Source organism: Streptomyces racemochromogenes, from assembly GCF_039535215.1.
In the GTDB taxonomy this organism is placed as follows: Bacteria; Actinomycetota; Actinomycetes; order Streptomycetales; family Streptomycetaceae; genus Streptomyces; species Streptomyces racemochromogenes.
The window spans coordinates 5,239,154-5,264,322 of sequence record NZ_BAAAWT010000001.1; the positions used below are offsets into that span (position 1 = coordinate 5,239,154).

Below are 25,169 nucleotides of genomic sequence, written 5' to 3' on the forward strand. Positions count from 1 at the left end.
GCCGCGCCTCAGACCCGTACTTCCCGGTCGCGCAGGCCCCGGGGGTCGATCACCTCGCGGATCAGCCGCAGTTCCTCGGCGCCGGGCTCGCGCGTGTACGGGACCTCGTCCGCGACCACGAGCTCGAACCCGGTCGCCGCGCGGACCTGCTCGACCGTGACGCCCGGGTGCAGGGAGACCAGGCGCATCGTGTGGTCCGGGCCGGTGAAGTCGAAGACCCCGAGGTCGCTGACCACCCGCGGCAGCCGGTGGAAGCGGGTCACCCCCGCCGCCTCCGCGCGGTCGTAGCCCACCCCGCTGACCATGTCGACGCGCTCGACGAACACCCGGGGGGAGTGCCGGGGGACCCAGTAGCTGACCGGGTTGTTCAGGGTGTTGACGGGTGCGCCGCGCACCCCGAGGAGCTGGCGGGTGGGCCGCTCCCAGTCGCCGATGCAGGAGATGTTCTGGTTGCCGTACCGGTCGATCTGGCTGGCGCCCATCATCACGTGCCGCCGTCCGCCGGTGACCATCGTCAGGTGGCGGCGGTACGGCAGCCAGCCCTCGGGCGTGCCGTCGAGGCCGACGAGCAGGGCCTCGCCGTCGGTGAGCAGCAGGTCGGGGGAGAAGGTGCGCTTGGCGAGCCGGGCCCCGAAGGAGGGGATCAGCCCCATCGGGCTGGCGAGGACCTCGCCGTTGCCGCGCCATGCCTCGGCGCAGGCGATCACGCAGTACTCCGCTCGGGTGGCGGCGGTGGCGGCGGTGGCGGCGGTCACTTCTGCTCCTCGTGCCAGGTCCGGATGGCGGTCTGGTAGTCGTGCTCGCTGCCGCCGGCCAGGAAGCGGGCGGCGAACTCGGGCCAGGGGGTGGTGGCGTACAGCTTCTGGAAGGCCTCGTCGCGGTCGTAGTCGGGCGCGCAGGAGGTGAAGTGCGCGCCGTTCGGGGTCTCCACCACGCCGGTGACGGAGTGCCGGCTGACCAGGAGGGACTGCGGGGGTCCGGACTTGGCCAGCTCGGCGGTCTCCACGAGCTGCTCGCAGGAGACGTAGGCGTCGTCGGCGGCCTCGCAGAAGAGGTCGTCGAAGTAGGGGTCGGGGCCCAGGTACTGGGCGTTGCCGAGCCGGTCGGCGCGGTTGAGGTGGACCAGGGCCGCGTCCAGGCGCAGGGCCGGGACGGCGACGAACTCCTCGCCGTCGCCGTACGGGGAGGTGACGGTGCGCAGTTCCGGGTTGACCCGCATGACGTCGGAGCCGAGGCCGGCCCTGACGGGCATGAAGGGGAGCCGGTTCGCGGCGGCGTGCAGCCCCCACATGAACATGGCCTCGTCGTACTCGGTGAGGGTGAGGGCCCCGCTCTCGCGGGCGGCCCGGAAGTGGGGCTCCAGGGCGATGGAGTCGAGGGTGGCGAAGGGGGCGACGAGCCTGCGGATCCGTCCGGCGGCGGCCAGCAGCCCGACGTCGGGGCCGCCGTACGAGACCACGGTGAGATCGGTGATCCCGGAGCGGAGCAGTGCTCTCACCAGGGCCATCGGCTTGCGCCGGGAGCCCCAGCCGCCGATGCCGAGGGTCATACCGCTGCCCAGCCGGCCGACCACCTCTTCGGGGGTCATCGTCTTGTCCGTCATGCGGTCCGTCCTTTGCCGAAGGTGTCGCGGACGCGGTCGGCGACCCCGCTGAGGTTGGCCTCGAAGGTGAAGCCCTGTTCGAAGCGGTAGCTGCGGCGCACGTCGACGGGGTCGATGCCGTTGATGGCCGCCTTGGCCAGGCGGATCAGGTAGCCGTCCTTCCTGGCGATCTCGGCCGCCAGCTCCAGGGCCGTCTCGCGCAGCCGTTCGGGCGGGACCACCTTCCAGACCGAGCCGTGCGCGTGGAGTTCGGCGGCGGTGGCGGTGCGCGAGGTGTAGTACAGGGCCCGCATCAGGTGCTGCGGGACGAGCCGGGCCAGGTGGGTGGCGGCCCCGAGGGCGCCCCGGTCGAGCTCCGGGAGCCCGAAGACGGCGTCCTCGGCCGCCACGATCGCGTCGGCGTTGCCGACCAGGCCGATGCCGCCGCCCAGGCAGAACCCGTTCACGGCGGCGACCACCGGCACCTCGCACTCGTAGACGGCGGCGAAGGCCTCGTAGCAGCCGCGGTTGGCGCCGATGAGGGCGCCGTGCCCGTTGTCGCGCTGCACCTCCTTGATGTCGACCCCGGCGTTGAAGCCCCGGCCCTCGGCGGCCAGGACCACGCAGCGGACCTCGGGGTCCCGGCCGGCGGCGCGCAGCGCGTCGGCCAGGTCGTACCAGCCCTGGACGGGGAGGGCGTTGACGGGCGGGAAGTCGGCCGTGACGAGTGCGATGCCCTTGGCCGGGCCGGAGGTGGAGACACCCATGAGCGGATCAGCTACCTTTCCACCAAACATTTGTTAGGTGCTTGCCAGGTGAGGAAGGTAGCAGCCGATGGAGCTCAAGGGGAGGGTTGTCGTCGTCACCGGCGGAACCCGGGGGGTGGGCGCCGGGATCGCGCGCTCGTTCCTCACGGCCGGGGCGGAGGTCGTCGTCTGCGCCCGGCGTCCGCCGCGGGAGCCGGTGGCGGCGCACGGGCGGCGGGCCGCATTCACCGCCGTGGACCTGCGCGACCCGGCCGCCGTACGGGCGTTCCTCGACGCCGTCGGCGAGCGCCACGGGCGGCTCGACTGCCTGGTGAACAACGCCGGCGGGACCCCGTACCGGCTGCTGGAGGAGGGCGGCGCCGAGCGGCACGCCCGCGTCCTCGAACTCAACCTGGTGGCCCCGATGACGGCCTCGCTCGCCGCGTACCCGTGGCTGCGCGAGAGCCGCGGCTCGGTCGTCATGGTCGGCAGTGTCAGCGGCACCCGCCCCTCGCCCGGGACGGCCGCCTACGGCGCGGCGAAGGCGGGCCTGGAGAACCTGGCCCGCTCGATGGCCGTGGAATGGGCGCCCGAGGTACGCGTCAATACGCTCGTCCTGGGAATGGTGCGGACCGAGCTGGCGCACCTGCACTACGGGGACGAGGCGGGTGTCGCCGCGGTCGGCGCCACGGTGCCGCTGGGACGGCTGGCCGAGCCGTCGGACGTGGGGGAGGCGGCGGTGTTCCTGGCCTCCGGCCGGGCCGGCTACGTGAGCGGCGCGAGCCTGCTGGTGCACGGCGGCGGGGAGCGGCCCGCGTTCCTGGACGCGGCAACGGTCAACAAGGAGAGCTGAGGCGGACATGGGCATTGCGGACGGACGCGTGGTGATCGTGACGGGCGCGGGACGGGGGCTGGGCCGGGCCCACGCCCTGGCCTTCGCGGCGGAGGGCGCGCGGGTGGTCGTCAACGACCTCGGGGTGGGCCTGGACGGCCATCCCGGACCGGACAGCCCGGCGTCGCTGGTCGCCGAGGAGATCCGGGCACGGGGCGGCGAGGCGGTGGCGCACGGCGGGGACATCGCCTCGCAGGAGGGCGCGGCCTCGCTGGTGGACTGCGCGGTCTCCGCGTTCGGCGGCCTGGACACCCTGGTCAACAACGCCGGGTTCCTGCGGGACCGGATGCTGGTCAACCTCGGGGAGGCCGACTGGGACGCGGTGATGCGGGTGCACCTCAAGGGGCACTTCCTGCCGCTGCGGGCGGCGGCCGCGTGGTGGCGGGCCGAGGCGAAGGCCGGGCGGCCGCGGGCCGCCCGGGTGGTCAACACCTCCTCGGGGGCGGGACTGCTGGGCTCCGTCGGCCAAGGCAACTACAGCGCGGCCAAGGCGGGGATCCTCGGCCTGACGCTGGTGGCGGCGGCCGAGATGGACCGCTACGGCGTCCAGGTCAACGCGATCGCCCCGGCGGCGCGGACCCGGATGACGGAACGGACCTTCGCCGAGTCGATGGCCGCGCCGCGGGAAGGGGGCTTCGACGCGATGGCGCCGGAGAACGTGTCCCCGCTGGTGGTGTGGCTCGGCTCGGAGGAGTCGGCGGGGGTCACGGGGCGGGTCTTCGAGGTCGAGGGCGGCCGCATCACGGTGATGGAGGGCTGGCGGCCGGGCCCCACGGCGGACCGCGGCGCCCGCTGGACCCCGTCGGGGGCGGGGGCCGCCGTCACGAAGCTCCTCGCCGACGCGGAGCCGGCACAGCCGGTGTACGGAGCCCGCTAGGCCCGGGCGGATGCGGGCGCGGTGCGTTCCCGGGGGAACCGGCCATCGTGGGGGGTGGGGTGGATCAGGGGCGGCGGGGCCGGGCTGATGGGCGGGGTGGCGGAGGCGCCGGCTCCGCCGGTTCCGGCCAGGAAGCCGGCCCCGGGGCAACCCGGCACGGCGTTGGCCCGATCCCACCCTCCCCGCCCCAGCGGCCGCGTGATGGCATGTGCACGCCGAATTCCCGACGATTGGGGAACCCCGACATGCCGTTCCGCAGAATCGCCGTCGGTGCCGCCGTCACGGTGCTGTCCGCCGTGGCCGCCGCACCCGCCCAGGCGCACGCCCCGGCGGACCCCCCGTACGTCCCGCCGCCCGGCCGGATCACGGTCGACGTCGTCGGAGTCAACGGCTCCGGCTGCCCCCAGGGCACCGCCACCGTCGCCGCCGCTTCCGACAACACGGCCTTCACCGTCACCTACAGCAACTACCTCGCCCAGACCGGCGCCGGCTCCGGCGGCACCGACTTCCGCAAGAACTGCCAGCTGGCCCTGCGGATCCACGTCCCCCAGGGCTTCACGTACGCCATCGCCCGCGCCGACTACCGCGGCTTCGCCCACCTCCAGCGCGGCGCCTACGGCCAGGAGCGCGCGAACTACTACTTCCAGGGCAACGCCCAGACCGCCCGCACCACCCACCAGTTCAACGGCCCCTTCACCGACAACTGGCAGGCGAGCGACCAGACCGAGTACGCCGACCTCGTCTGGGCCCCCTGCGGCGAGGAGCGCAACCTCAACGTCAACACCGAACTGCGGGTCTACGGCGGCACCTCCAGCCCGCAGGCGCTGAGCTTCATGAGCATGGACTCCACCGACGGCAGCGTCAGCACCGTCTACCACTTCGAGTGGAAGGAATGTCCCGCCCGCTGACAGCAGCGCCTGAAGCCAACGAAGGTCAGGAGTGACAACGATGTCTCGCCTCAGGACCCCCCTGCTCATCGGCGCCGCGGCCGCCGCGCTGGTCACCGCCTCCACCCCCGCCGTCGCCGGCGGCCCGATCACCGTCCCGCCCGACAAGATCGTGATCGAACTCGCCACCGTCAACGGCTCGGGCTGCCGCGAAGGCACCGCCCAGGTCGCCGTAGCCCCGGACAACACCGCCTTCACCGTCACCTACAGCGACTACATGGCCCAGGTCGGCCCGGGCGCCCCGCCGACCGCCTTCCGCAAGAACTGCCAGCTCAACCTCCGCGTCCACGTGCCCTCCGGCTTCACCTACGCCATCGTGCAGGCCGACTACCGCGGATTCGCCTTCCTCCAGCCCGGCGCCTCCGGCCAGGAACGGGCGAACTACTACTTCCAGGGAATGCCCCAGACGTCCCAGCGGACCCACCAGTTCACCGGTCCCCTCAACGACAACTGGCAGACGAGCGACAAGACGGAGTACGCCGACCTCGTCTGGGCCCCGTGCGGCGAGAAGCGCAACTTCAACATCAACACCGAACTGCGCGTGAACGCCGGCAGCTCCAGCCCCCAGAGCACGAGCTTCATGGCCATGGACTCCACCGACGCCAGCGTCAGCACCCTCTACCACCTCGCCTGGCAGGTCTGCCCGGCCGGCCCGAAGAAGGGCTAGCCCCCGCCGGCGGCCACGCCGCCGTCCGCGCCTCGGCGCGGACGGCGAAAGGGCTCCGGGCCCGGCCCCCTGGCGAGGGGTCGGGGCCGGAGCCCTTCTCGTGCTCTGCCATATGACTACCCGCTCCGTCCGCCCGCTGAACCGCCGCCGCCCATCATGTTCTGACGGAGGTAGGTGTTCCGCCGCCGCGTCACGGGAACACATGCCCGATACGGCGGCGGCAGGGGTTGGGCATGAAGGACGAACGCTGGTTGACGCTCTTCCTGGGGCTGAACGCCGCCGCGTGGGCGGCGGAGTTCTGGATCCTGTGGGATCCCGGCCTCCAGGGCGTCCAGGACGCGATCGGCTGGTGGATGCTCGCCATTTTCCTCGGCTTCCCCATGCTGATCGGCATCCCGCTCGCGATCCTCCACGACGGGCCCGCCGCACCCGGTGACGGCCCCGCCTCCGGCGAGGCCGACCACACGCACGAGGAGAGCTGCGGAAGCCGGCTCTACGGCTGCGGAGGCTGAGGACGGGGGCACCGGAGCGGAGCGGGCGCCGGAGCGGAGCGGCCGCCGGGTGGGCGGCCGTCCGGGCGCGCGGGGTCAGGACAGCTTGCCGCCGTAGTCGGGGAGCTTGACGGTGCGCTCGGCGTGCCCGCCGACCAGGTCGCTCTCGTTGTTCCCGATGTTGGCGATGATCGTGTGGCCGCGCGCCTCGATCTCGGCCCGCTTGGCCGTCTTGTACGCGCTGACCTGCTCGAACAGGGCGGGCAGGTCCCGTACGTACAGCCCGCTGACCGGGTAGCCGACCGACTTCAGGTTCCGCTCGGTCAGCGAGAACACGATCCCGGGGCGGGCGGTGACGAAGAAGATCGCCACGCCGCGCTCGGCGGCGTACTGGGTCAGCGCGCGGACCTTCTCGATCGCGGGCGTCGGGAACGTCCAGAACCAGTGGAAGTCCGTCTCCAGCGAGGAGTTGTCGATGTCGAGGACGATCGCGGGCTTCTCGCCGGCCGGGGAGGCGGCGATGCGCCGCTCGATGGCGGGGCGCGCGGCGTCGATGACGGCGGCCACGTCGCGCTGCCAGGTGGCGTAGTCGATGCCGAGGATCGCGGCGTTGCCGCCCGGCGCGGAGGTGAGGGCGGCGGCGGTGACCGGGGCCGGGGCCGGCGCGGGTGCGGCGGCGGGGGCCGCCTCGGCGGCGGTGGCCGGGAGCAGGGCCAGCACGGCGGCGGCGACGGCGACGGTGGCTGCGGCGGTGCGGGACGTGCGGGTGCGGCGGGTGCTGCGCATGGGGGGCGCTCCTCGGTCACGGGTTGGCATGTACGTGACCAGAGTTGGCCAGAACCCCACCCGTGTCTACTGGCCGGTAGGGAACTTTTCGTGGCCGATCGGTGAATGATCTTCGTTCTTCCCGGGGCGGGCCGAACGTGGCCGAAAAGGCGTTCTTGTTGGCGGTGCGGCGATGGATGTGTCATGGACGCGTCATTCACCCGATGACACGCACGGCCCAACCCCCCACGAAAGGCAGTGTGTTGACCGTGACCACCCTCGGCAGAATCGTCAAGCGCTCCCTCGCCGTCGGCGCCGTCGCCCTCGCCGCCGTCAGCCTCCAGCCCGCCGGAGCCAGCGCCTCACCCGCCCCCGTCGTCGGCGGCACCCGCGCCGCGCAGGGCGAGTTCCCCTTCATGGTCCGCCTCTCCATGGGCTGCGGCGGAGCCCTCTACACCCAGCAGATCGTCCTCACCGCCGCCCACTGCGTCAGCGGCTCCGGCAACAACACCTCCATCACCGCCACCGCCGGCGTCGTCGACCTCCAGAGCAGCAGCGCCATCAAGGTCAAGTCCACCAAGGTGCTCCAGGCCCCCGGCTACAACGGCCAGGGCAAGGACTGGGCCCTGATCAAGCTCGCCCAGCCCATCAACCTGCCCACCCTCAAGATCGCCGAGACCAAGGCCTACGACAACGGCACCTTCACCGTCGCCGGCTGGGGCGCCGCCCGCGAAGGCGGCAGCCAGCAGCGCTACCTCCTCAAGGCCCAGGTCCCCTTCGTCTCCGACGCCTCCTGCCAGAGCTCCTACGGCAGCGAACTCGTCCCCGCCGAGGAGATCTGCGCCGGCTACGCCCAGGGCGGCACGGACACCTGTCAGGGCGACTCCGGCGGCCCCATGTTCCGCCGCGACAACAACAACGCCTGGATCCAGGTCGGCATCGTCAGCTGGGGCCAGGGCTGCGCCCGCCCCAACTACCCCGGCGTCTACACCGAGGTCTCCACCTTCGCCGCCGCCATCAAGTCCGCGGCCGCCACCCTGTAACCCCCGGCAGCCCCCGACCCGCGCACTCGTCCTTCCGGCCGGACCCGAACCGGCCGGAAGGACGAGGCGCCCGGACTCTCCGAGAACGCCCGCGGCGGCGGCTACCGGCTCGCCGGAACGGCCGAACGCGCCGAAGCCCCCGGCGGCTCCCTCACCGCCGGACCCGCCCCCGAAGGCGGCCGGCTCGTCACCGCCCACCCGCCCCTGTGACCCCGCGCCCCGCCCCCCCCGTCTCACGGACCGACTGACAGAGGTGCCGACGACGCCCGCCACGTAAGCTCGGGAACCATGAACAACAGCGACATCGACGAGATCGACGAGAACGTCACCGCCGAACTGTCCCGCCTGCGCGACAGCATCGACAACATCGACGCGGCCGTGGTCCACATGCTCGCCGAGCGCTTCAAGTGCACCCAGCAGGTCGGCCACCTCAAGGCCAAGCACCAGCTGCCCCCGGCCGACCCGGGCCGCGAGGCCAGCCAGATCGCCCGCCTCCGCCAGCTCGCCGAAAACGCCAAACTCGACCCGGCCTTCGCCGAGAAGCTCCTCAACTTCATCATCGCCGAAGTCATCCGCCACCACGAGACCATCGCCGCCGGCGAGGAGTGACGGCCCCGGGGCCGGGCCCGCGCCCGGCCCCGCCCCCCGAAACCCTGGGAGCGGACCCGCCCATCCGGCAGCATGGGCCGCATGTCCGCACTGACGCGCACCGAAGCGCAGCTCCGAGCCCAGCTCCTCGACGTCCACGACTACGCCGTCGGCCTCGACCTCACCACCGGAGACGAGACCTTCCAGTCCGACACCGTCATCAGGTTCACCGCCCGCGCCGCCGGAGACACCTTCGTCGAACTCAAGCCGGACGAGCTGCTCACCGCCACCCTCGACGGCAACCCCCTCGACCCGGCCACCCTCGACGGCAACCGCCTCCCGCTCACCGGCCTCACCCCCGGCCCCCACGAGCTGAGCATCGGCGCCCGCATGCGCTACTCCCGCACCGGCGAGGGACTGCACCGCTTCACCGACCCCGCGGACGGCGAGACGTACGTCTACTCCCAGATGTTCATGGACGACGTCCAGCGCGTCTTCCCCGCCTTCGACCAGCCCGACCTGAAGGCCGCCTTCGTCTTCAGCGTCGCCGCCCCCGCACACTGGACCGTCCTCACCAACGGCGTCGCCCGCCCCTTCGGCAACCGCAAGGAAGACGGAGCGGCCGTCTGGATGTCAGACCCCACCCCCGCCATCTCCACCTACCTCGCCGCCGTCGCCGCCGGCCCCTGGCACAGCGTCACCACCACCCACGCCGGACTCCCCTTCGGCATCCACTGCCGCAAGTCCCTCGCCCCCCACCTCGACGCCGACGCCGACGAGATCCTCTCCGTCACCACCGCCTGCTTCGACCGCTACCACGAGAAGTTCACCGAGCCCTACCCCTTCGACTCCTACGACCAGGCCTTCGTCCCCGAGTTCAACGCCGGCGCCATGGAGAACCCCGGACTCGTCACCTTCCGCGACGAATTCGTCTTCCGCTCCGCCGTCACCGACACCGAACGCCAGCGCCGCGCCATGGTCATCGCCCACGAGATGGCCCACATGTGGTTCGGCGACCTCGTCACCCTCGCCTGGTTCGACGACATCTGGCTCAACGAGTCCTTCGCCGAGTACATGGGCTACCAGACCCTCACCGAAGCCACCCGCTTCACCGGCACCTGGACCGAATTCGGCATGGAACGCAAGCCCTGGGGCTACGCCGCCGACCAGCGCCCCTCCACCCACCCCGTCGCCCCCGGCCCCGACGACGTCCCCGACACCGCCTCCGCCCTCCTCAACTTCGACGGCATCTCCTACGCCAAGGGCGCCTCCGCCCTGCGCCAGCTCGTCGCCTGGCTCGGCGAGAAGGACTTCCTCGCCGGCATCAACACCCACTTCGCACGCCACAAGTTCGCCAACGCCTCCCTCGCCGACTTCGTGGACTCCCTCGCCGCCAACACCGACCGCGACGTCCACACCTGGGCCGAGACCTGGCTGCGCACCACCGGCCCCGACACCCTCACCCCCCGCGTCGAGGACAGCCACGGCGGCTGGACCCTCACCGTCGACCGCCACGGCAGCCGCCCCCACCGCATCCAGGCCGGCACCTACACCCGCGCCGCCGACGGCGTACTCGAACGCACCGCACTCCTCGACCTCGACGTCCCCACCGACGAGGTCCTCTCCGCCTCCGGCCCCCGCCCCGACCTCCTCGTCCTCAACGACGGCGACCTCACCTACGCCAAGATCCGCCTGGACGAGACCTCCCTCGAAACCGCCCTGCGCGACCTCTCCCGCATCCCCGACCCCCTCACCCGGGCCGTCGTCTGGGGCTCCCTGCGCGACATGGTCCGCGACGGCGAACTCGACCCCTTCGACTACCTCCACACCCTCGACGCCCACATCCCCGAGGAATCCGACCTCGCCGTCGTCCAGGGCGTCCTCGGCTTCGCCCGCACCCAGATCGCCGACCGCTACACCGCCCCCGCCGACCGCGACACCGCCCTCGGCCTCATCACCAGCGCCACCCGCGACCTGCTGCGCCGCACCGAGGACGGCTCCGACCCGGGCCTGCGCCTGGCCGCCGTGCGCACCTTCATCGACAGCGCCACCCAGCCCGACACCATCGCCGCCTGGCTCGCCGCCGACACCGTCACCGGCGGACCCGAACTCGACCCCGAACTGCGCTGGCGCATCCTCGCCCGCCTCTGCGTCCTCGGCGCCGTCGACGCGGACACCATCGACGCCGCCCTCGCCGAGGACCCCAGCGCCACCGGACAGCAGGGCGCCGCCCGCTGCCACGCCGCCCTGCCCACCCCCGAGGCCAAGGCCGCCGCCTGGCAGCGCCTCTTCCACGACGACACCCTCTCCAACTACCTCTTCACCGCCACCGCCCAGGGCTTCTGGCAGCCCGAACAGGCCGACCTCGTACGCGACTACGTCCCCCGCTACTACCCCGAAGCCGTCGCCCTCGCCGGCCGCCGCGGCCCCGCCATCGGCGAAGCCGCCGGCCGCTGGGCCTTCCCCGCCCACGCCATCGACCCCGCCCACCTCCAGGCCGGCCACGCCTGCCTCGAAGACCCCGGCATCATCCCGATGCTGCGCCGCGTCCTGGTCGACCAGCTCGACGACCTCGCCCGCGCCCTGCGCGTACGCGGCGCCTGACCCCGTACGCGCCCCCGCCCGCCGGGCGGCCCCGCCACCGCGGAGGCCGCCCGACGGCCCCGCCCACCCGCGTACCCTTTGTCCCGTGCCGCCCTCCCACCTGCATCGCGTCGCCGTTCTCGTCCTCGAGGGGGCCAAACCGCTCGACGTCGGCATCCCCGCACAGGTCTTCACGACCCGCGCGAGCATGCCGTACGAGGTCCGCGTCTGCGGCGCCGCACCCGGCCTCGTCACCGGCGGCGACGGACTCTCCTACTACGTCACCCACGGACTCGACGCCCTCGCCTGGGCCGACATCGTCTTCGTCCCCGGCTACCGCTTCCCCGACCGCGAAGACCCGCCCCGGCCCGTCCTCGACGCCCTCACCGCCGCCCACCGGCGCGGCGCACGCCTCGCCGCGATCTCCACCGGCGCCTTCGCCCTCGCCGCCACCGGCCTCCTCGACGGCAAACGCGCCACCACCCACTGGCACTACGCACGCGCCCTCGCCGCCAGACACCCCCACGTCCAGGTCGACGAGAACGTCCTCTTCGTCGACGAGGGCAGCGTCCTCACCTCCGCCGGCGCCGCTTCCGGCATCGACCTGTGCCTGCACATCCTGCGCCGCGACCTCGGCGTCGCCGCCTCCAACCACGCCGCCCGCCGCCTCGTCGCCGCCCCCTACCGCAGCGGCGGCCAGGCCCAGTACGTCCCGCGCAGCGTCCCCGAACCCCTCGGCGAACGCTTCGCCGCCACCCGCGAATGGGCCCTGCACCGCCTCGCCGAACCCCTCACCCTCGAAACCCTCGCCCAGCACGCCGCCGTCTCCCCCCGCACCTTCTCGCGCCGCTTCGTCGAGGACACCGGCTACACCCCCATGCAGTGGGTCATGCGCGCCCGCATCGACCTCGCCCGCGAACTCCTCGAACGCTCCGAACGCGGGGTCGAGCAGATCGCCGCCGACGTCGGCCTCGGCACCGGCGCCAACCTGCGCCTCCACTTCCAGCGCATCCTCGACACCACCCCCACCGAATACCGCCGCACCTTCACCCAGGGCGGCTGACCCCCGCCCGCCCCTCCCCGGCGGCCTGTGGCGGGATCCTTTCGAACCGTGGCGATCTCGCCCCTGTCAGGCCCGCCCGCCACGCGCGAACCTGAGGGCGCGAACTGAAGGGACACGCACACATGACTCGCATCGCCATCAACGGATTCGGCCGCATCGGACGCAACGTGCTGCGCGCGCTCCTCGAACGCGACACGAACCTCGAGGTCGTCGCCATCAACGACCTCACCGAGCCCACCGCCCTCGCCCGGCTGCTCGCCTTCGACACCACCTCCGGCCGCCTCGGCCGCCCGGTCACCGTCGAGGGCGACGTCCTGGTCGTCGACGGCCGTCGCATCAAGGTCCTCGCCGAACGCGAGCCGGCCCAGCTGCCGTGGGCCGACCTCGAGGTCGACCTCGTCCTGGAGGCCACCGGCCGCTTCACCTCCGCCGAGGCCGCCCGCGCCCACATCAAGGCCGGCGCCCGCAAGGTCCTCGTCAGCGCGCCCTCCGACGGCGCCGACGTCACCCTCGCCTACGGCGTCAACACCGACGCCTACGACGCGGAACTGCACACGGTCGTCTCGAACGCCTCCTGCACGACCAACGCCCTCGCGCCGCTGGCCGCCGTCCTGGACGAACTCGCCGGCATCGAGCACGGCTTCATGACCACGGTGCACGCCTACACCCAGGAGCAGAACCTCCAGGACGGCCCGCACCGCGACCCGCGCCGCGCCCGCGCCGCCGGCGTCAACATCGTCCCGACCTCGACGGGCGCCGCCAAGGCCATCGGCCTGGTCCTGCCGCAGCTCGACGGCAAGCTCTCCGGCGACTCGATCCGCGTACCGGTCCCGGTCGGATCCATCGTCGAGCTCAACACCACCGTCGCCCGCGACGTGACCCGCGAGCAGGTCCTGGAGGCCTACCGCACCGCCGCAGCGGGCCCGCTGGCCGGCGTGCTGGAGTACTCGGAGGACCCGCTGGTCTCCTCCGACATCACGGGCAACCCCGCCTCGTCGATCTTCGACTCCGAGCTCACCCGCGTCGAGGGCCGCCACATCAAGGTCGTCGCCTGGTACGACAACGAGTGGGGCTTCTCGAACCGCGTGATCGACACCCTCACCCTCCTCGCAGGCTGACCCCAGCCCCTCCCATACCGAGCGCCGCAGTTGGTACTGACCTGGCAACTGCGGCGCTCACCCATGTCCGAACCGGGCCGGCGCCCTCCAGCCCCCGGCCGGCCGAAGCCGGCCCCGCCGGCGTTCGAGGGCCGGTGCGTTCGAGGGCCGGGCAATTCATCCTCCTCCACCGGTTACCCCATTCGGGTCTGATCGTTGTACCGGCCGGGTGTCCCGCCCACCCCGGTGACAGCAGGAGGACCGATGACCGAGCCAGGGCCCGCCGCCGCGCCCCCGCTGGCCGGCGGCCCCCACGCGGCAGAATCGCTCCGCCCCCTCCTCGACACGGTCCTCACCGCCCTCCACACCGGCGCCGCGGAGCGCAAGGGTCCCCTCCCCGCCGGCGGCCCCGCCCCCGTCACGGCCCGCGTCCGGGCCGCACTGGGCGACGTACTCCCCACCCACGGCACCGGCGACCACGAAGCCCTCGCCACCCTCGTCCACACCCTCGCGGCCGGCGCCGCCGACCCCGCTGACCCCCTCTGCGCGGCCCACCTGCACTGCCCCCCGCTCGCGGTCGCGGCCGCCGCCGACCTCGCCGTCAGCGCCCTCAACCCCTCCCTCGACTCCTGGGACCAGGCGCCCGCCGCCTCCGCCATCGAGGCCCTCCTCACCCGCGCCCTCGCCGCCGAGTTCTACGACACCCCCCGCGCCGACGCCCTCCTCACCACCGGCGGCACCGAAGCCAACCAGCTGGCCCTCCTCCTGGCCCGCGAACGCCACGGCCCCCGCCTCACGGTCCTGCACGGCGCGAACGCCCACCACTCGGTGCCCCGCGCCGCCTGGCTCCTCGGGCTGCCCCCGGCCACCGCCCTCCCCACCCCCGCCGGCACCCTCGACCCCGCCACCCTCGACGCGGCCCTCGCCGGCACCCCCGGCCCCGCCCTCGTCACCGCCACCGCCGGCACCACCGACGCGGGCCTCATCGACCCCCTCGACGCCCTCGCCGACGTCTGCGAACGCCACGGGGCCGAACTCCACGTGGACGCCGCCTACGGCGGGGCCCTCGCCTTCAGCCCCCGCCACCGAGGCAAGCTGGGCGGCCTCCACCGCGCCCGGTCCATCACCCTCGACCTGCACAAACTCGGCTGGCAACCCGTCGCCGCCGGCCTCCTCGCCGTCCCCGACACCACCCTGCTGGCACCCCTCGCCCACCAGGCCGACTACCTCAACGCCGCCGACGACACCGAAGCCGGCCTGCCCGACCTCCTCGGCCGCTCCCTGCGCACCACCCGCCGCCCCGACGCCTTCAAGATCGCCGCCACCCTCCGCTCACTCGGCCGCGACGGCCTCGCCCGGCTCATCGACCACACCTGCGCCGCAGCCCACAGGCTCGCCGAAATCCTCGACGCACACCCCGGCTTCGAACTCCACGCGCACCCCACCATCAGCACGGTCCTCTTCCGGCCCACCCCCACCGACGACGACCGCCTCGCCGCCCTGCGCCGCACCCTCCTCCACGACGGCACCGCCGTCCTCGGGCGCGCCACCGCCGACGGCCGGCTCTGGCTCAAGGCGACCCTGCTCAACCCCCACACCACCGCGCGGGACCTGGACACCCTCGTCGCCCTCCTGGAAGGCAGAAGCCACCGATGACCGCCCAGCACGATGCACCCCACGACCTCGTCGGAATCGGCATCGGCCCCTTCAACCTCTCCCTGGCGGCCCTCGCCCACGGCCTCCCCCAACAGGGCGCCGACCCCCTCGCCGCCGTCTTCTACGACCAGCGCCGCGACTTCCGCTGGCACCCCGGCCTCCTCCTCGACGGCGCCACCCTCCAAGTGCCCTTCCTCGCCGACCTCGTCACCCTCGCCGACCCCGCCAGCCCCTGGACCTTCCTCAGCTACCTCAAGCACAAGGAACGGCTCTACCCCTTCTACTTCGCCGAGCAGTTCCACATCCAGCGCGCCGAATACGACGCCTACTGCCGGTGGGTCGCCGGACGCCTCCCCGGCCTCCACTTCGGCCACCAGGTCGACGCCGTCCGCTGGAACCCCGAACGCGACCTGTTCGAAGTCGACTACACCCAGCTCGACACCGACGGGGAAGCCGAAGCCCTCGGCCGCACCTACACCCGCAACCTCGTCCTCGGCATCGGCACGGCCCCGTTCGTCCCCGAACCCCTGCGCCCCCTCGCCGACGCCCCCACCGTCCCCGTCATCCACTCGGCCGACTACCTCGACAACCGCGCCCGCATCCTCGGCGCCGAGCACGTCACCGTCATCGGCTCCGGCCAGTCGGGCGCCGAGGTCTTCCTCGACCTGCTCCGCAACCGCCCCGCCGGCCGCGAACGCCTCACCTGGCTCGCCCGCACCCCCTCCTTCGCCCCCATGGAGTACTCCAAGCTCGGCCTGGAACACTTCACCCCCGACTACACCCGCTACTTCCACGACCTCCCCGAACCCGTCCGCGACCGGCTCGTCCCCGCCCAGTGGCAGCTCCACAAGGGCATCGACACCGCCACCATCGCCGCCATCCACGAAGAGCTCTACCGCCGCACCCTCCACGGCGGCTGGCCCGACACCGTCCTCACCCCCGGGGTCACCGTCCGCACCGCCGGCCGCGTCGCCACCACCAAGGTCGAACTCCACCTCGAACACGACCAGCAGGGCACCCGCTCCCGCCTCACCACCGATGCCGTCGTCCTCGCCACCGGCTACCGGGAACGCCCCCTCACCAGCCTGTTCGCCGGCCTCGACCCGTACATGCGCAAGGACTCCTCCGGCCGCCCCCGCATCGACGACCGCTACCGCATGGTCCTCGACCCCTCCGTCAGCGGCACCGTCTTCGTCCAGAACGGCGAACGCCACACCCACGGCGTCGGCACCCCCGACCTCGGTCTCGCCGCCTGGCGCAGCGCCGCCATCCTCAACACCCTCACCGGCAAGGAGCCCTACCCCCAGCCCCACCGCACCGCCTTCACCACCTTCGGCCTCGAACAGCGCGACCCCGCCCGCCCCCGCCGCGCCGTCAACCTCCGGCCCCTCGTCGACCACCCCTGAAACGCACACGGCCGGGACCCGCCACAGCAGGACCCGGCCGCACGCACCACGAAGAGGGCCTAGAACACGGGCACGCCCGCCCGCGTCAGACGCCAGTCCACCGAGGCGAACGCCGCCGGGTCCACGGTGCCCTTCGCCTTCACCCACTGGATGATCGTGTTACGGATCTCGTCGGAGTTGGCCCACAGCTGCTTCGCCTTCGGCACGTGCGGGAACGCCCCGCCGCCCGAAGCCCGGTAGTTGTTCACCGCGAACACGAACTGCGCCGCCGGATCCACCGGCTTCCCCGCGAACGACAGCCCCGTGATCCGCGAACCCACCGGCTGCGCGATGTCGATGTCGTACGTCAGCCCGTACACCACGTCGTAGTTGTAGTCCGGGATGTTCTCCGCGTTCGTCAGCTTCGCCGGGTCCACCGCCCCGTCCGGAGCCGTCCGCACGTAGTACCGCGCCGAGTACTCCAGGTAGTCCTTCAGCTGCGCGCCCGTCAGCAGGCGCGCCTCCAGGGTGTTCTCGAACGGGTACAGCCCCGCCGCGTCCTTGATCGTCACCTGGCCGGCCGGGATCGCCGCGGTCCGCGAGAAGCAGGACGCCTGCGACAGCACCGGCAGCTTCCCCCACTCGGAACCGGCCAGCGCCGCCTTCACCGTCTCCGCCTGCACGTGGTTGATCAGGTCGATGATCGGCACGTCCTTCACCGGCCCCTCGGCCGACGACATCGCCTGCGTCGACGTCCCGATCACCTGGTTGACGTACGCGACGACCTTGCGGTGCTCGTCCGACAGCAGCCCCGTGATCTTCGGGTCCTCGGCCGCCGTGTTCGAGTTCAGCACCTTCGCCGAGACCTTCGCCACCGACCAGCGGCCCCGCTCCCACGACAGCTCGAAGTCGAACAGCGTCAGCCGCTGCCCCCACTTCAGCGGCTCCGACAGCACCACGTCCTTGCCGGTCGCCTTGTTCTTCACCCGGTACTCCGGGATCTCCGTGTGCGCGTGGCCCACCAGGATCGCGTCGATCCCCGGCACCTGCTCGGCCACCAGGCCCGCCGCGTTCTCCACGTACGGCAGCTGGTCGCCGTACGAGGACGTACCGCTCGACCCCGAGTGCGCCGACACGATCACCACGTCCGCGCCCATGGACCGCAGCCTCGGCACGTACTTCGCCGCCTGCTCCTCCAGCCCCGGGAACGTCATCCGCCCCTGGACGTTCGCCTTGTCCCAGATCGCGATGCCCGGGTTCGTCAGACCCAGCACCGCCACCTTCACGTCACGCCCGTGCGGGGTCCGCAGCCGGTGCATGCTGTACGGCGCGAACGCCGGCCGCAGGGTCTTCGCGTCCAGCGCGTTCGCCCCCAGCAGCGGGAAGTGGCACTGCTCCTCGAACTTCCGCAGCACCGGGATGCCGTAGTTGAACTCGTGGTTCCCCAGCGCCGCCGCGTCGTAGCCGATCGCGTTCATCGCCTGCGCCATCGGGTGCACCGGACCGCGCCGCGCGGTGATCGGGTCCACCTTCGCGTAGTAGTAGGAGAGCTGCGTCCCCTGGATCGTGTCACCCGCGTCGATCAGCAGCGTGTTGCACCGCCCCTTCTCCGCGCGGACCTGCTCCACCAGCGTCGAGATCTTCGCCAGGCCGACGTCGTTGTGCGCCTTGTCGTCGAACTCCTTGTCCGTGAAGTAGTCCCAGTTGAAGACGTTCCCGTGCAGGTCGGTCGTGCCCATCACGGTGAACGCGTAGGTCCTGGACCCCCGCGACCCTTCCGCGGGCGCGGTCGCGGCGGCCGCCGGCGAGCTCGTGGCCCCCGCCACCGCCACGGCGGCACCCGTGGCGGCCGAAGCCCCCATGAAAGTCCTACGGTCAAACGCCATTGCCATCTCCCCTTGTGAGGCGTGTTACGAAGCGTGAACGACGCGCGTAGATTCTGACCCACCGGTAACAAACCGCAACACCCCCCGCAGGTTTCGATCCGATGACCACACCAGAACGGGCACCGGTGCGAGAGTGAAACCATGACCCAGGACGCCTCGAACGCCGCCCACCAGCCCTACGGAACCCCCGAGGTCCCCCGCGTCGCCGTCCGCGGAGAAGCCCGCCTCGAAGTCGACCCCGAAATCGCCCGCATCGGCATCACCGTCAGCGCCCGGGGCACCGACCGCCGCACCGCCCTCGACGACCTCACCCGCCGCAACACCACCGTCCTCGAACTCCTCAAGAGCTACGGCGAACCCGTCGAGAAGATCGAAACCGGCTCCTTCTCCATCACCCCCGAACCCACCCGCCACGGCCGCGGCGAACGCGTCCGCGCCTACCACGGCCGCGTCCACATCACCGCCGAACTCAACGACTTCACCACCCTCGGCGAAGTCACCACCCGCCTCGCCGACCTCGAACTCACCCAGGTCGACGGCCCCTGGTGGGCCCTGCGCCCCACCTCTCCCGCCCACGGCGAAGCCCGCCGCCAAGCCGTACTCGAAGCCGTCCAGCGCGCCCGCGAATACGCCCACGCCCTCGGCGCCGACCTCGCCGCCCTCGTCGAACTCGCCGACCTCGGAGCCGAGGACGCCACCCCCTACCCCCAGCCCGGCGGCGCCCTGCGCACCATGGCCTTCGCCGCATCCGCCGAAGACGCCGGCGCCCCGCCCCTCGACCTCGAACCCCAGCGCCAGACCGTCTTCGCCCAGGTCAACGCCCGCTTCACCATGACCCCGCCGCAGCTCTGAACAGCCCCCGTGGGGGTGCTCATCAGAGCACCCCCACGCACATTCAAAAGATGTCAACAAGCTTTCGCCCAAAGGTGGTTGAGGAGACGCCCGGACCACATTTCCTACCCCCCGGTAGGGCATACGCTCGCCCCATGCGCCGAGCGAAAATCGTATGTACCCTGGGCCCCGCCACCGACTCATACGACCAGATCAAAGCCCTGGTCGAAGCCGGCATGGACATCGCCCGCCTCAACCTCAGCCACGGCACCTACGCCGAACACGAGGAGCGCTACCAACGCGTACGAAAGGCCTCCGACGAGACCGGCCGCAGCGTCGGCGTCCTCGCCGACCTTCAAGGCCCGAAGATCCGCCTCGGCCGCTTCCACGAAGGCCCCGTACTCCTTGAACGCGGCGACGAGTTCACCATCACCGTCGAAGACCACCAGGGCGACCGCCACACCTGCGGCACCACCTACAAGGGCCTCGCCGACGACGTCACCCCCGGCGAACGCATCCTCGTCGACGACGGCCGCGTCACCCTCGAAGTCACCTCCGTCGACGGCCCCCGCGTCCACACCCGCGTCATCGAAGGCGGCATGGTCTCCGACCACAAGGGCCTCAACCTCCCCGGAGTCGCCGTCTCCGTCCCCGCCCTCTCCGACAAGGACATCGAAGACCTCCGCTGGGCCCTGCGCACCGGCGCCGACGTCATCGCCCTCTCCTTCGTCCGCACCGGCCGCGACATCGAAGACGTCCACCGCATCATGGACGAGGAAGGCCGCCGCCTCCCCGTCATCGCGAAGATCGAGAAGCCCCAGGCCGTCGAAAGCATCGACGACATCGTCGCCGCCTTCGACGGCATCATGGTCGCCCGCGGCGACCTCGGCGTCGAAATGCCCCTGGAACAAGTCCCCATCGTCCAGAAGCGCGCCATCAAACTCGCCAAGCGCAACGCCAAACCCGTCATCGTCGCCACCCAGATGCTCGACTCGATGATCGACAACAGCCGCCCCACCCGCGCAGAGGCCTCCGACGTCGCCAACGCCGTCATCGACGGCACCGACGCCGTCATGCTCTCCGGCGAGACCAGCGTCGGCAAACACCCCATCGACACCGTCCGCACCATGTCCCGCATCGTCGAAGCCGCCGAAGAGGACATCCTCGCCAAGGGACTCCCGCCCCTCACCGACCGCAACAAGCCCCGCACCCAGGGCGGAGCCGTAGCCCGCGCGGCCGCCGAAATGGGCGACTTCCTCGGCGCGAAGTTCCTCGTCGCCTTCACCCAGAGCGGCGACACCGTCCGCCGCCTCTCCCGCTACCGCAGCCCCATCCCGCTCCTCGCCTTCACCCCCGACCCCGCCACCCGCTCCCAGCTCAACCTCACCTGGGGCGTCGAAACCTTCCTCGGCCCCCACGTCGACTCCACCGATGCCATGGTCGCCCAGGTCGAAGAGGAGCTCCTGCGCATCGGACGCTGCGTCCCCGGCGACGTCGTCGTCATCACCGCCGGCTCACCCCCCGGCGTCACCGGCAAGACCAACCTCGTCCGCATCCACCACATCGGCGACCCGGTCCGCTGACACCACGACGCCGTCGGCCGTCCCCCACCAGGGACGGCCGACGGCGCCGTTCACGGGTGTCACCAGCCGAACCGGCGGTCCACCTCGGCCTCGAACTCCTCGAACGACAACACCGCGTCACCGTTCTTGTCCGCCGCGTCGAACAACGCCGACGACGCGTCCGCGTCCCCCAACCCCCAGAACGGCAGATCCCCCCGCGCGGCCAGCGTCGGCCCCTGGGTACGCAACGCCGAAATCACCTCGGCCCGCGTCAGCTCCCCGTCATGGTTCAGATCCAGCGCATCGAACAGCTTCCGAGCCTTCTCGCTCACCGAAACGTCCCTCCACCACGCACACCGTTGACCCCCTCAACCTAGGGCACCAAACCCGGCACCACCTCCCACCCGTTCACCACCCACACCAACCTCCAGTACCGCTCCACCCGCGGATCCACCGGCCCCACCACCCCCGGCGCCCGCCTGAACTCCTCCCGGAACCCCGCATCCCCCACCAGCCCCGCCAACTCCACCCACGCCGCCACCTGCTCCGACGACGGATCCTCCGGCAACTCCGGCGCCGAAGCCCGCACCATCGCCGCCACCGACTCCTCGGCCCCCTCCACCAGCAGCTCCACCAGCCGCCGCCGCTCCTCGCCCGCCCACCGCGTCACGTCATGCATCAACCGAACCTCCTCCGGACCCGACCCGCGCTCCGCCACCAACCGCAGCACCGCCCGACGCAACCGCAACGCCCGGATCTGCGCCTCCACCGCATCGGCGTGCACGGCGGCCACCTCGGCCACCGACAGCTCCCGATCCAGCACCCGCCGCACGCTGGGCAGATCCACCCCCAGCTCCCGCAGCGTCCGCACCAGCTCCAGCCGCACCAGCGCGCCGTCGTCGTACAGCCGGTACCCGGCACGACTACGACAGGCCGGCGCGACGATGCCCTCGTCGGAGTAGAAACGGATGGTCCGCACCGCCAACCCGGTCCTGCGGGCCAGCTCCCCGATCGCATACAACTCCGTCACGCCGTCCATGCCCCTACCCTGCGGTCTCCACCCACTGGAGGGTCAAGCCGGGTTCAGTACTTCGGCCCGACGTGGGCGTCCATGAGGGCGACGGATTCCTTGCGGGCGACGGAGACGTTGTGCTTGTTCGCCTGCTTCCACTCGACGCCGACCCGGTCCAAGGTGTGGGTCAGCAGCCCGGAAATGTCCTCGGACTTGTTGGTGAAGAAGTAGCGGGGGTACTCGTACCGCTTGCCGTTCCGGACGGTCCAGTTCGTGGTCCGGCATCCGTCGGAGTGGATGAGGCCGCGGATGAACTCCCACGGGTGGGTGTCGACGATCTCCTGCTGCCAGGGTTCGAGGGCGATGCGCCGCTCGTGCTTCTTGCCGGGCGCGTGCTGGGGGAACAGACACGTCCAGTGCCGTCCGTAACTGGTGACGTTCACGCAGCCTTGGCGCTGCAACACGTACACCTTGTCCGCCGGCCGCACGGCCAGGATCGCGGCGCGGCACAGCGCGATCAGGCCGGGCCACGCGTCCGCGCAGGCGATGCGGAGGTAGTGTCCGCCGCGCGGGTGCGGGCTGATGCACCCGTCACCCAGGTAGAGGCCGAGGAGGTACGCGTACGCGGCCGCGTCGGACGGACCGGAACAGGACGCCGACCGGTTCATGCGGGGGAGCGGGTCGATACGGCTCTGCCAGGCGCGGATGGCGGCCCGGGATATTCCGGTCTCCTTGCTGACCGAGTTGAGGCTTCTTCCCTCACCCAGGAGGGCCAGCGCATGTCGGCGAGTTGTCAGATCGTACATACGGGCGACGTTGGGGAAAATTTCCCGCCCGTGTGTGCGTTTTCCGTCGGATTCCCCTGAAGGGGGTAAGGTCCGCGGATTCCGCGTGACCTTGGAATTTAAGGAAAGGTGCCCCAGGTGGGATTCGAACCCACACTGTCCGCTGTTTGAGAGCGGCCTCTCTAACCAGTTGGAGTACTGGGGCCTATGAAACGAAGGAACCGATGATCCCTGCGTGGCACCACCTTACCGTAGCTAGGTAGGCTCGGGGGAGCTTGTTATGCCCCGCAAAGAGGAGCCTCCGTGACCGCCGAGCACGAGTCGACGCCCACGCCCGACGCCGACCAGTCGCACGTTCCGCCGCTGACGACCCGCGTCGTCATCGCCGAGGACGAGGCGCTCATCCGTCTCGACCTGAAAGAGATGCTCGAAGAGGAGGGCTACTCCGTCGTCGGCGAGGCCGGGGACGGGCAGACGGCCGTCGAGCTGGCCCGGGAGCACCGGCCCGACCTCGTGATCCTCGACGTGAAGATGCCCGTGCTCGACGGGATCTCCGCCGCCGAGAAGATCGCGGGGGAGTCCATCGCCCCCGTGCTCATGCTCACCGCGTTCTCGCAGCGCGACCTCGTCGAGCGGGCCCGGGACGCCGGGGCCATGGCGTACCTGGTCAAGCCCTTCAGCAAGAGCGACGTCGTCCCGGCCATCGAGATGGCCGTCTCCCGGTTCGCCGAGCTGAAGGCGCTGGAGAAGGAGGTCGCGGACCTCTCCGCGCGCCTGGAGACCCGCAAGCTCGTCGACCGGGCCAAGAGCATCCTGCAGACCGAGTACAAGCTGTCCGAGCCGGCCGCGTTCCGGTGGATCCAGAAGACCTCCATGGACCGCCGCATGTCCATGCAGCAGGTCGCCGAGGCGGTCATCGAGGACGCCGAGGAGAAGAAGCAGAACGCCGCCAAGTAGGCGGGGCGAGAGGAACGCGTGAGGCCCGTCTCCCCCCGAGGGGAGACGGGCCTCACGGCTTCGCGGAGCCGGCGCGGACTAGTCCTCGCCGAGGTAGGCCTTGCGGACGTCCTCGTTGACGAGGAGCTCGCGGCCCGGGCCCGACAGGACGATCTTTCCGATCTCCATGACGTGGCCCTGGTCGGCCAGCGACAGCGCGGCCTGGGCGTTCTGCTCGACCAGCAGGATCGTGGTGCCGGCCGCCTTGAGCTCGGAGATGGTCGCCATGATCTTCTGCATCATGAGCGGCGACAGGCCCATCGAGGGCTCGTCCAGCATCAGCAGCTTCGGCTGCGACATGAGCGCGCGGCCCATGGCCAGCATCTGCTGCTCGCCGCCCGAGAGGGTGCCGGCGGCCTGCTTGCGGCGCTCTCCCAGGATCGGGAAGAGGTCGTAGGCGCGCTGGACGTCCTTCTGGATGCCTTCCTTGTCGTTGCGGAGGAAGGCGCCGAGGAGGAGGTTGTCCTCGATCGTCATGCGCGGGAAGATGTGCCGCCCCTCGGGGGAGTGGGCGAGTCCGAGCGAGACGATGTCGTGCGCCGGGACCTTCTTCAGCGACTTGCCCTGGAACTTGATCTGGCCGCCCTTGGGCTTGATCAGGCCGGAGAGGGTGCGCAGGGTGGTGGTCTTGCCGGCGCCGTTGGTGCCGATGAGGGTGACGATCTCGCCCTCGTTGACGCTGAAGGAGATGCCCTTGACGGCTTCGATCTTGCCGTAGGCGACGCGGAGGTCCTCGACCTCCAGGAGTGCGGTCACTTGGCTTCTCCGTCCGTGCTGGTGGTGCTGTCCGCGTCAGCGGCGTCGTTCTCCGCGGCGTCGTTCTCCGCGGCTTCCACCACGGCTTCGGCCTCGGCCACGACCTCGGCTTCGGCGGCTTCCTCGGCGGCCTCCACTTCGGCGACCTCCTCGGCGCCGGGGGCGCCTTCGAAGGGCTCGCCGAGGTAGGCGGCGACGACGCGCTCGTCGCCCTGGACCTCGGCGGCGCTGCCCTCGATGAGCTTCTCGCCCTGCACGAGGCAGGCGACGCGGTCGCAGAGGTTGAAGATGAAGCGCATGTCGTGCTCGATGACGAGGACGGCGATGCCCTTGTCCCGGATGGCGAAGATGAGTTCTTCGGCGGCCCGGGTCTCCTGCGGGTTCATGCCGGCGGTGGGCTCGTCCAGGAGGATGAGGCCCGGGTCGCTGGCGAGGGCGCGGGCGATCTCCAGCTTGCGCTGCTCGCCGTAGGGGAGGTTGCGGGCGAGGTGTTCGGCCTTGTGGTCGAGGCCGATGAACTCCAGGAGTTCCATGGCGCGCTCGCGGCTGGCCTGCTCCTCCCGGCCGAAGCCGGGCAGGCGCAGGAGGGCGGACCAGAGGCCCTCCTTGGTGCGGGTGTGGCGTCCGACGAGGACGTTTTCCAGGACCGTCATGTTGTTGAAGAGACGGATGTTCTGGAAGGTGCGGGCGATGCCGGCCGCGGTGACCTTGAAGGACTTGGGGGGCAGGACCGTGCCCTTGTACCGGACTTCGCCCTCGGTGGGGATGTAGAGGCCGGTGAGGCAGTTGAAGAAGGTGGTCTTGCCGGCGCCGTTGGGGCCGATGAGGCCGACGATCTCGCCGCTGCGGACGGTGAGGTCGACGTTCTTGACGGCGGTGAGGCCGCCGAAGCGCATCGTGACGCCACGGGCGTCGAGGACGGTCTCGCCGGTGGCCGTTTCGGTCGTGGTGGTGGTCAT

Annotated in this window: 25 protein-coding genes and 1 tRNA gene; 15 read left to right on the forward strand and 11 right to left on the reverse strand. The window is 71.5% G+C overall.

The genetic code is table 11. The features are described from left to right. Positions 1 to 8: 8 nt before the first annotated feature. The 3 genes from ABD973_RS24110 to ABD973_RS24120 are packed head-to-tail and all read right to left on the reverse strand — an operon-like array spanning position 9 to position 2,349. Entirely contained in the window at positions 9 to 755 is a 747-nt protein-coding gene (locus ABD973_RS24110; RefSeq protein ID WP_345502051.1) for a CoA-transferase subunit beta, read from the reverse strand. Next, positions 752 to 1,603, reverse strand: coding sequence for a CoA transferase subunit A (locus tag ABD973_RS24115; RefSeq protein ID WP_345502052.1), 852 nt, complete (start codon positions 1,601 to 1,603; stop codon positions 752 to 754). The genes ABD973_RS24110 and ABD973_RS24115 overlap by 4 nt, the downstream gene beginning before the upstream one ends. After that, positions 1,600 to 2,349 carry an enoyl-CoA hydratase family protein gene (locus ABD973_RS24120; protein ID WP_125597696.1) on the reverse strand — a complete coding sequence of 250 codons (750 nt, stop codon included), beginning with the start codon at positions 2,347 to 2,349 and terminating at the stop codon, positions 1,600 to 1,602. Before ABD973_RS24120 ends, ABD973_RS24115 begins: the two co-directional genes overlap by 4 nt. Before the next feature lie 67 nt (positions 2,350 to 2,416). Between ABD973_RS24120 and ABD973_RS24125 the strand changes: the two genes are divergently transcribed. The 5 genes from ABD973_RS24125 to ABD973_RS24145 all read left to right on the forward strand — a co-directional run bounded on the left by ABD973_RS24125 (position 2,417) and on the right by ABD973_RS24145 (position 6,223). Next, entirely contained in the window at positions 2,417 to 3,181 is a 765-nt protein-coding gene (locus ABD973_RS24125; RefSeq protein WP_125820817.1) for an SDR family oxidoreductase, read from the forward strand. A 7-nt stretch (positions 3,182 to 3,188) separates the two neighbouring features. Continuing rightward, complete coding sequence (locus ABD973_RS24130) at positions 3,189 to 4,097, forward strand: SDR family oxidoreductase (protein WP_125820816.1); 909 nt, start codon at positions 3,189 to 3,191, stop codon at positions 4,095 to 4,097. A gap of 245 nt (positions 4,098 to 4,342) precedes the next feature. Continuing rightward, positions 4,343 to 5,005, forward strand: a complete 663-nt coding sequence (locus ABD973_RS24135; protein ID WP_125604918.1) for a DUF4360 domain-containing protein — start codon at positions 4,343 to 4,345, stop codon at positions 5,003 to 5,005. A 40-nt stretch (positions 5,006 to 5,045) separates the two neighbouring features. Beyond that, complete coding sequence (locus ABD973_RS24140) at positions 5,046 to 5,711, forward strand: DUF4360 domain-containing protein (protein ID WP_125604920.1); 666 nt, start codon at positions 5,046 to 5,048, stop codon at positions 5,709 to 5,711. 233 nt (positions 5,712 to 5,944) lie between these two features. After that, positions 5,945 to 6,223: a hypothetical protein gene (locus tag ABD973_RS24145; RefSeq protein WP_125820815.1), complete on the forward strand. Its 279-nt coding sequence runs from the start codon at positions 5,945 to 5,947 to the stop codon at positions 6,221 to 6,223. 75 nt (positions 6,224 to 6,298) lie between these two features. Here ABD973_RS24145 and ABD973_RS24150 read toward each other — a convergent pair whose 3' ends face one another. Further along, positions 6,299 to 6,988, reverse strand: a complete 690-nt coding sequence (locus ABD973_RS24150; RefSeq protein ID WP_125820814.1) for an HAD family acid phosphatase — start codon at positions 6,986 to 6,988, stop codon at positions 6,299 to 6,301. A 203-nt stretch (positions 6,989 to 7,191) separates the two neighbouring features. Here ABD973_RS24150 and ABD973_RS24155 point away from each other — a divergent pair, with 203 nt between their 5' ends. From ABD973_RS24155 to ABD973_RS24185, 7 genes are all read left to right on the forward strand, one after another. Then, a complete protein-coding gene (locus tag ABD973_RS24155) occupies positions 7,192 to 8,010 on the forward strand; it encodes a serine protease (protein ID WP_125820813.1) in 819 nt (272 codons plus the stop codon). A gap of 288 nt (positions 8,011 to 8,298) precedes the next feature. After that, positions 8,299 to 8,619 carry a chorismate mutase gene (locus tag ABD973_RS24160; protein ID WP_125605821.1) on the forward strand — a complete coding sequence of 107 codons (321 nt, stop codon included), beginning with the start codon at positions 8,299 to 8,301 and terminating at the stop codon, positions 8,617 to 8,619. Between the two features lie 81 nt (positions 8,620 to 8,700). Next, complete coding sequence (pepN, locus tag ABD973_RS24165) at positions 8,701 to 11,202, forward strand: aminopeptidase N (protein ID WP_345502065.1); 2,502 nt, start codon at positions 8,701 to 8,703, stop codon at positions 11,200 to 11,202. An 85-nt stretch (positions 11,203 to 11,287) separates the two neighbouring features. After that, the gene (locus ABD973_RS24170; RefSeq protein ID WP_125820811.1) at positions 11,288 to 12,244 is read left to right on the forward strand and encodes a GlxA family transcriptional regulator; all 957 of its coding nucleotides are present in this window, start codon (positions 11,288 to 11,290) and stop codon (positions 12,242 to 12,244) included. Positions 12,245 to 12,366: 122 nt separating this feature from the next. Continuing rightward, on the forward strand, positions 12,367 to 13,362 hold the full coding sequence (gene gap, locus ABD973_RS24175; protein ID WP_125820810.1) for a type I glyceraldehyde-3-phosphate dehydrogenase: 996 nt from the start codon (positions 12,367 to 12,369) through the stop codon (positions 13,360 to 13,362). Positions 13,363 to 13,605: 243 nt separating this feature from the next. Further along, positions 13,606 to 14,997, forward strand: coding sequence for a pyridoxal phosphate-dependent decarboxylase family protein (locus ABD973_RS24180; RefSeq protein ID WP_125820809.1), 1,392 nt, complete (start codon positions 13,606 to 13,608; stop codon positions 14,995 to 14,997). After that, a complete protein-coding gene (locus ABD973_RS24185) occupies positions 14,994 to 16,403 on the forward strand; it encodes a lysine N(6)-hydroxylase/L-ornithine N(5)-oxygenase family protein (RefSeq protein WP_125820808.1) in 1,410 nt (469 codons plus the stop codon). The genes ABD973_RS24180 and ABD973_RS24185 overlap by 4 nt, the downstream gene beginning before the upstream one ends. A gap of 59 nt (positions 16,404 to 16,462) precedes the next feature. On the opposite strand, the gene ABD973_RS24190 is transcribed toward ABD973_RS24185, so the two are convergent. Continuing rightward, on the reverse strand, positions 16,463 to 18,268 hold the full coding sequence (locus ABD973_RS24190; RefSeq protein ID WP_345502068.1) for a bifunctional metallophosphatase/5'-nucleotidase: 1,806 nt from the start codon (positions 18,266 to 18,268) through the stop codon (positions 16,463 to 16,465). Positions 18,269 to 18,409: 141 nt separating this feature from the next. On the opposite strand from ABD973_RS24190, the gene ABD973_RS24195 reads away from it, so the two are divergent. Both ABD973_RS24195 and pyk read left to right on the forward strand, forming a co-directional pair. After that, complete coding sequence (locus ABD973_RS24195; RefSeq protein ID WP_345502070.1) at positions 18,410 to 19,120, forward strand: SIMPL domain-containing protein; 711 nt, start codon at positions 18,410 to 18,412, stop codon at positions 19,118 to 19,120. Between the two features lie 134 nt (positions 19,121 to 19,254). Continuing rightward, positions 19,255 to 20,682: a pyruvate kinase gene (pyk, locus tag ABD973_RS24200; RefSeq protein ID WP_125820805.1), complete on the forward strand. Its 1,428-nt coding sequence runs from the start codon at positions 19,255 to 19,257 to the stop codon at positions 20,680 to 20,682. Positions 20,683 to 20,741: 59 nt separating this feature from the next. Here pyk and ABD973_RS24205 read toward each other — a convergent pair whose 3' ends face one another. The 4 genes from ABD973_RS24205 to ABD973_RS24220 all read right to left on the reverse strand — a co-directional run bounded on the left by ABD973_RS24205 (position 20,742) and on the right by ABD973_RS24220 (position 22,663). Beyond that, positions 20,742 to 20,993: an EF-hand domain-containing protein gene (locus ABD973_RS24205; protein ID WP_125820804.1), complete on the reverse strand. Its 252-nt coding sequence runs from the start codon at positions 20,991 to 20,993 to the stop codon at positions 20,742 to 20,744. 41 nt (positions 20,994 to 21,034) lie between these two features. Beyond that, on the reverse strand, positions 21,035 to 21,700 hold the full coding sequence (locus tag ABD973_RS24210; protein ID WP_125820803.1) for a helix-turn-helix domain-containing protein: 666 nt from the start codon (positions 21,698 to 21,700) through the stop codon (positions 21,035 to 21,037). Positions 21,701 to 21,744: 44 nt separating this feature from the next. Further along, entirely contained in the window at positions 21,745 to 22,479 is a 735-nt protein-coding gene (locus tag ABD973_RS24215; RefSeq protein WP_345502073.1) for a transcriptional regulator, read from the reverse strand. Positions 22,480 to 22,588: 109 nt separating this feature from the next. Beyond that, a tRNA-Leu gene (locus tag ABD973_RS24220) sits at positions 22,589 to 22,663 on the reverse strand. 98 nt (positions 22,664 to 22,761) lie between these two features. Between ABD973_RS24220 and ABD973_RS24225 the strand changes: the two genes are divergently transcribed. Further along, positions 22,762 to 23,415, forward strand: coding sequence for an ANTAR domain-containing response regulator (locus ABD973_RS24225; RefSeq protein ID WP_125603301.1), 654 nt, complete (start codon positions 22,762 to 22,764; stop codon positions 23,413 to 23,415). Between the two features lie 78 nt (positions 23,416 to 23,493). On the opposite strand, the gene ABD973_RS24230 is transcribed toward ABD973_RS24225, so the two are convergent. Both ABD973_RS24230 and ABD973_RS24235 read right to left on the reverse strand, forming a co-directional pair. Further along, positions 23,494 to 24,210 carry an ABC transporter ATP-binding protein gene (locus ABD973_RS24230; RefSeq protein ID WP_007263512.1) on the reverse strand — a complete coding sequence of 239 codons (717 nt, stop codon included), beginning with the start codon at positions 24,208 to 24,210 and terminating at the stop codon, positions 23,494 to 23,496. Next, positions 24,207 to 25,169: an ABC transporter ATP-binding protein gene (locus ABD973_RS24235; RefSeq protein ID WP_125820800.1), complete on the reverse strand. Its 963-nt coding sequence runs from the start codon at positions 25,167 to 25,169 to the stop codon at positions 24,207 to 24,209. Before ABD973_RS24235 ends, ABD973_RS24230 begins: the two co-directional genes overlap by 4 nt.

What these genes read in the sequence shown, in the direction of transcription:
- ABD973_RS24115 (WP_345502052.1), bottom strand. Translation starts at nt 1,603, where the DNA reads ATGACGGACAAGACGATGACCCCCGAAGAGGTGGTCGGCCGGCTGGGC.
- ABD973_RS24120 (WP_125597696.1), bottom strand. Translation starts at nt 2,349, where the DNA reads ATGGGTGTCTCCACCTCCGGCCCGGCCAAGGGCATCGCACTCGTCACG.
- ABD973_RS24125 (WP_125820817.1), top strand. Translation starts at nt 2,417, where the DNA reads ATGGAGCTCAAGGGGAGGGTTGTCGTCGTCACCGGCGGAACCCGGGGG.
- ABD973_RS24130 (WP_125820816.1), top strand. Translation starts at nt 3,189, where the DNA reads ATGGGCATTGCGGACGGACGCGTGGTGATCGTGACGGGCGCGGGACGG.
- ABD973_RS24135 (WP_125604918.1), top strand. Translation starts at nt 4,343, where the DNA reads ATGCCGTTCCGCAGAATCGCCGTCGGTGCCGCCGTCACGGTGCTGTCC.
- ABD973_RS24140 (WP_125604920.1), top strand. Translation starts at nt 5,046, where the DNA reads ATGTCTCGCCTCAGGACCCCCCTGCTCATCGGCGCCGCGGCCGCCGCG.
- ABD973_RS24145 (WP_125820815.1), top strand. Translation starts at nt 5,945, where the DNA reads ATGAAGGACGAACGCTGGTTGACGCTCTTCCTGGGGCTGAACGCCGCC.
- ABD973_RS24150 (WP_125820814.1), bottom strand. Translation starts at nt 6,988, where the DNA reads ATGCGCAGCACCCGCCGCACCCGCACGTCCCGCACCGCCGCAGCCACC.
- ABD973_RS24155 (WP_125820813.1), top strand. Translation starts at nt 7,192, where the DNA reads ATGACACGCACGGCCCAACCCCCCACGAAAGGCAGTGTGTTGACCGTG.
- ABD973_RS24160 (WP_125605821.1), top strand. Translation starts at nt 8,299, where the DNA reads ATGAACAACAGCGACATCGACGAGATCGACGAGAACGTCACCGCCGAA.
- pepN (WP_345502065.1), top strand. Translation starts at nt 8,701, where the DNA reads ATGTCCGCACTGACGCGCACCGAAGCGCAGCTCCGAGCCCAGCTCCTC.
- gap (WP_125820810.1), top strand. Translation starts at nt 12,367, where the DNA reads ATGACTCGCATCGCCATCAACGGATTCGGCCGCATCGGACGCAACGTG.
- ABD973_RS24180 (WP_125820809.1), top strand. Translation starts at nt 13,606, where the DNA reads ATGACCGAGCCAGGGCCCGCCGCCGCGCCCCCGCTGGCCGGCGGCCCC.
- ABD973_RS24185 (WP_125820808.1), top strand. Translation starts at nt 14,994, where the DNA reads ATGACCGCCCAGCACGATGCACCCCACGACCTCGTCGGAATCGGCATC.
- ABD973_RS24190 (WP_345502068.1), bottom strand. Translation starts at nt 18,268, where the DNA reads ATGGCGTTTGACCGTAGGACTTTCATGGGGGCTTCGGCCGCCACGGGT.
- ABD973_RS24195 (WP_345502070.1), top strand. Translation starts at nt 18,410, where the DNA reads ATGACCCAGGACGCCTCGAACGCCGCCCACCAGCCCTACGGAACCCCC.
- pyk (WP_125820805.1), top strand. Translation starts at nt 19,255, where the DNA reads ATGCGCCGAGCGAAAATCGTATGTACCCTGGGCCCCGCCACCGACTCA.
- ABD973_RS24210 (WP_125820803.1), bottom strand. Translation starts at nt 21,700, where the DNA reads ATGGACGGCGTGACGGAGTTGTATGCGATCGGGGAGCTGGCCCGCAGG.
- ABD973_RS24215 (WP_345502073.1), bottom strand. Translation starts at nt 22,479, where the DNA reads ATGTACGATCTGACAACTCGCCGACATGCGCTGGCCCTCCTGGGTGAG.
- ABD973_RS24235 (WP_125820800.1), bottom strand. Translation starts at nt 25,169, where the DNA reads ATGACCACCACCACGACCGAAACGGCCACCGGCGAGACCGTCCTCGAC.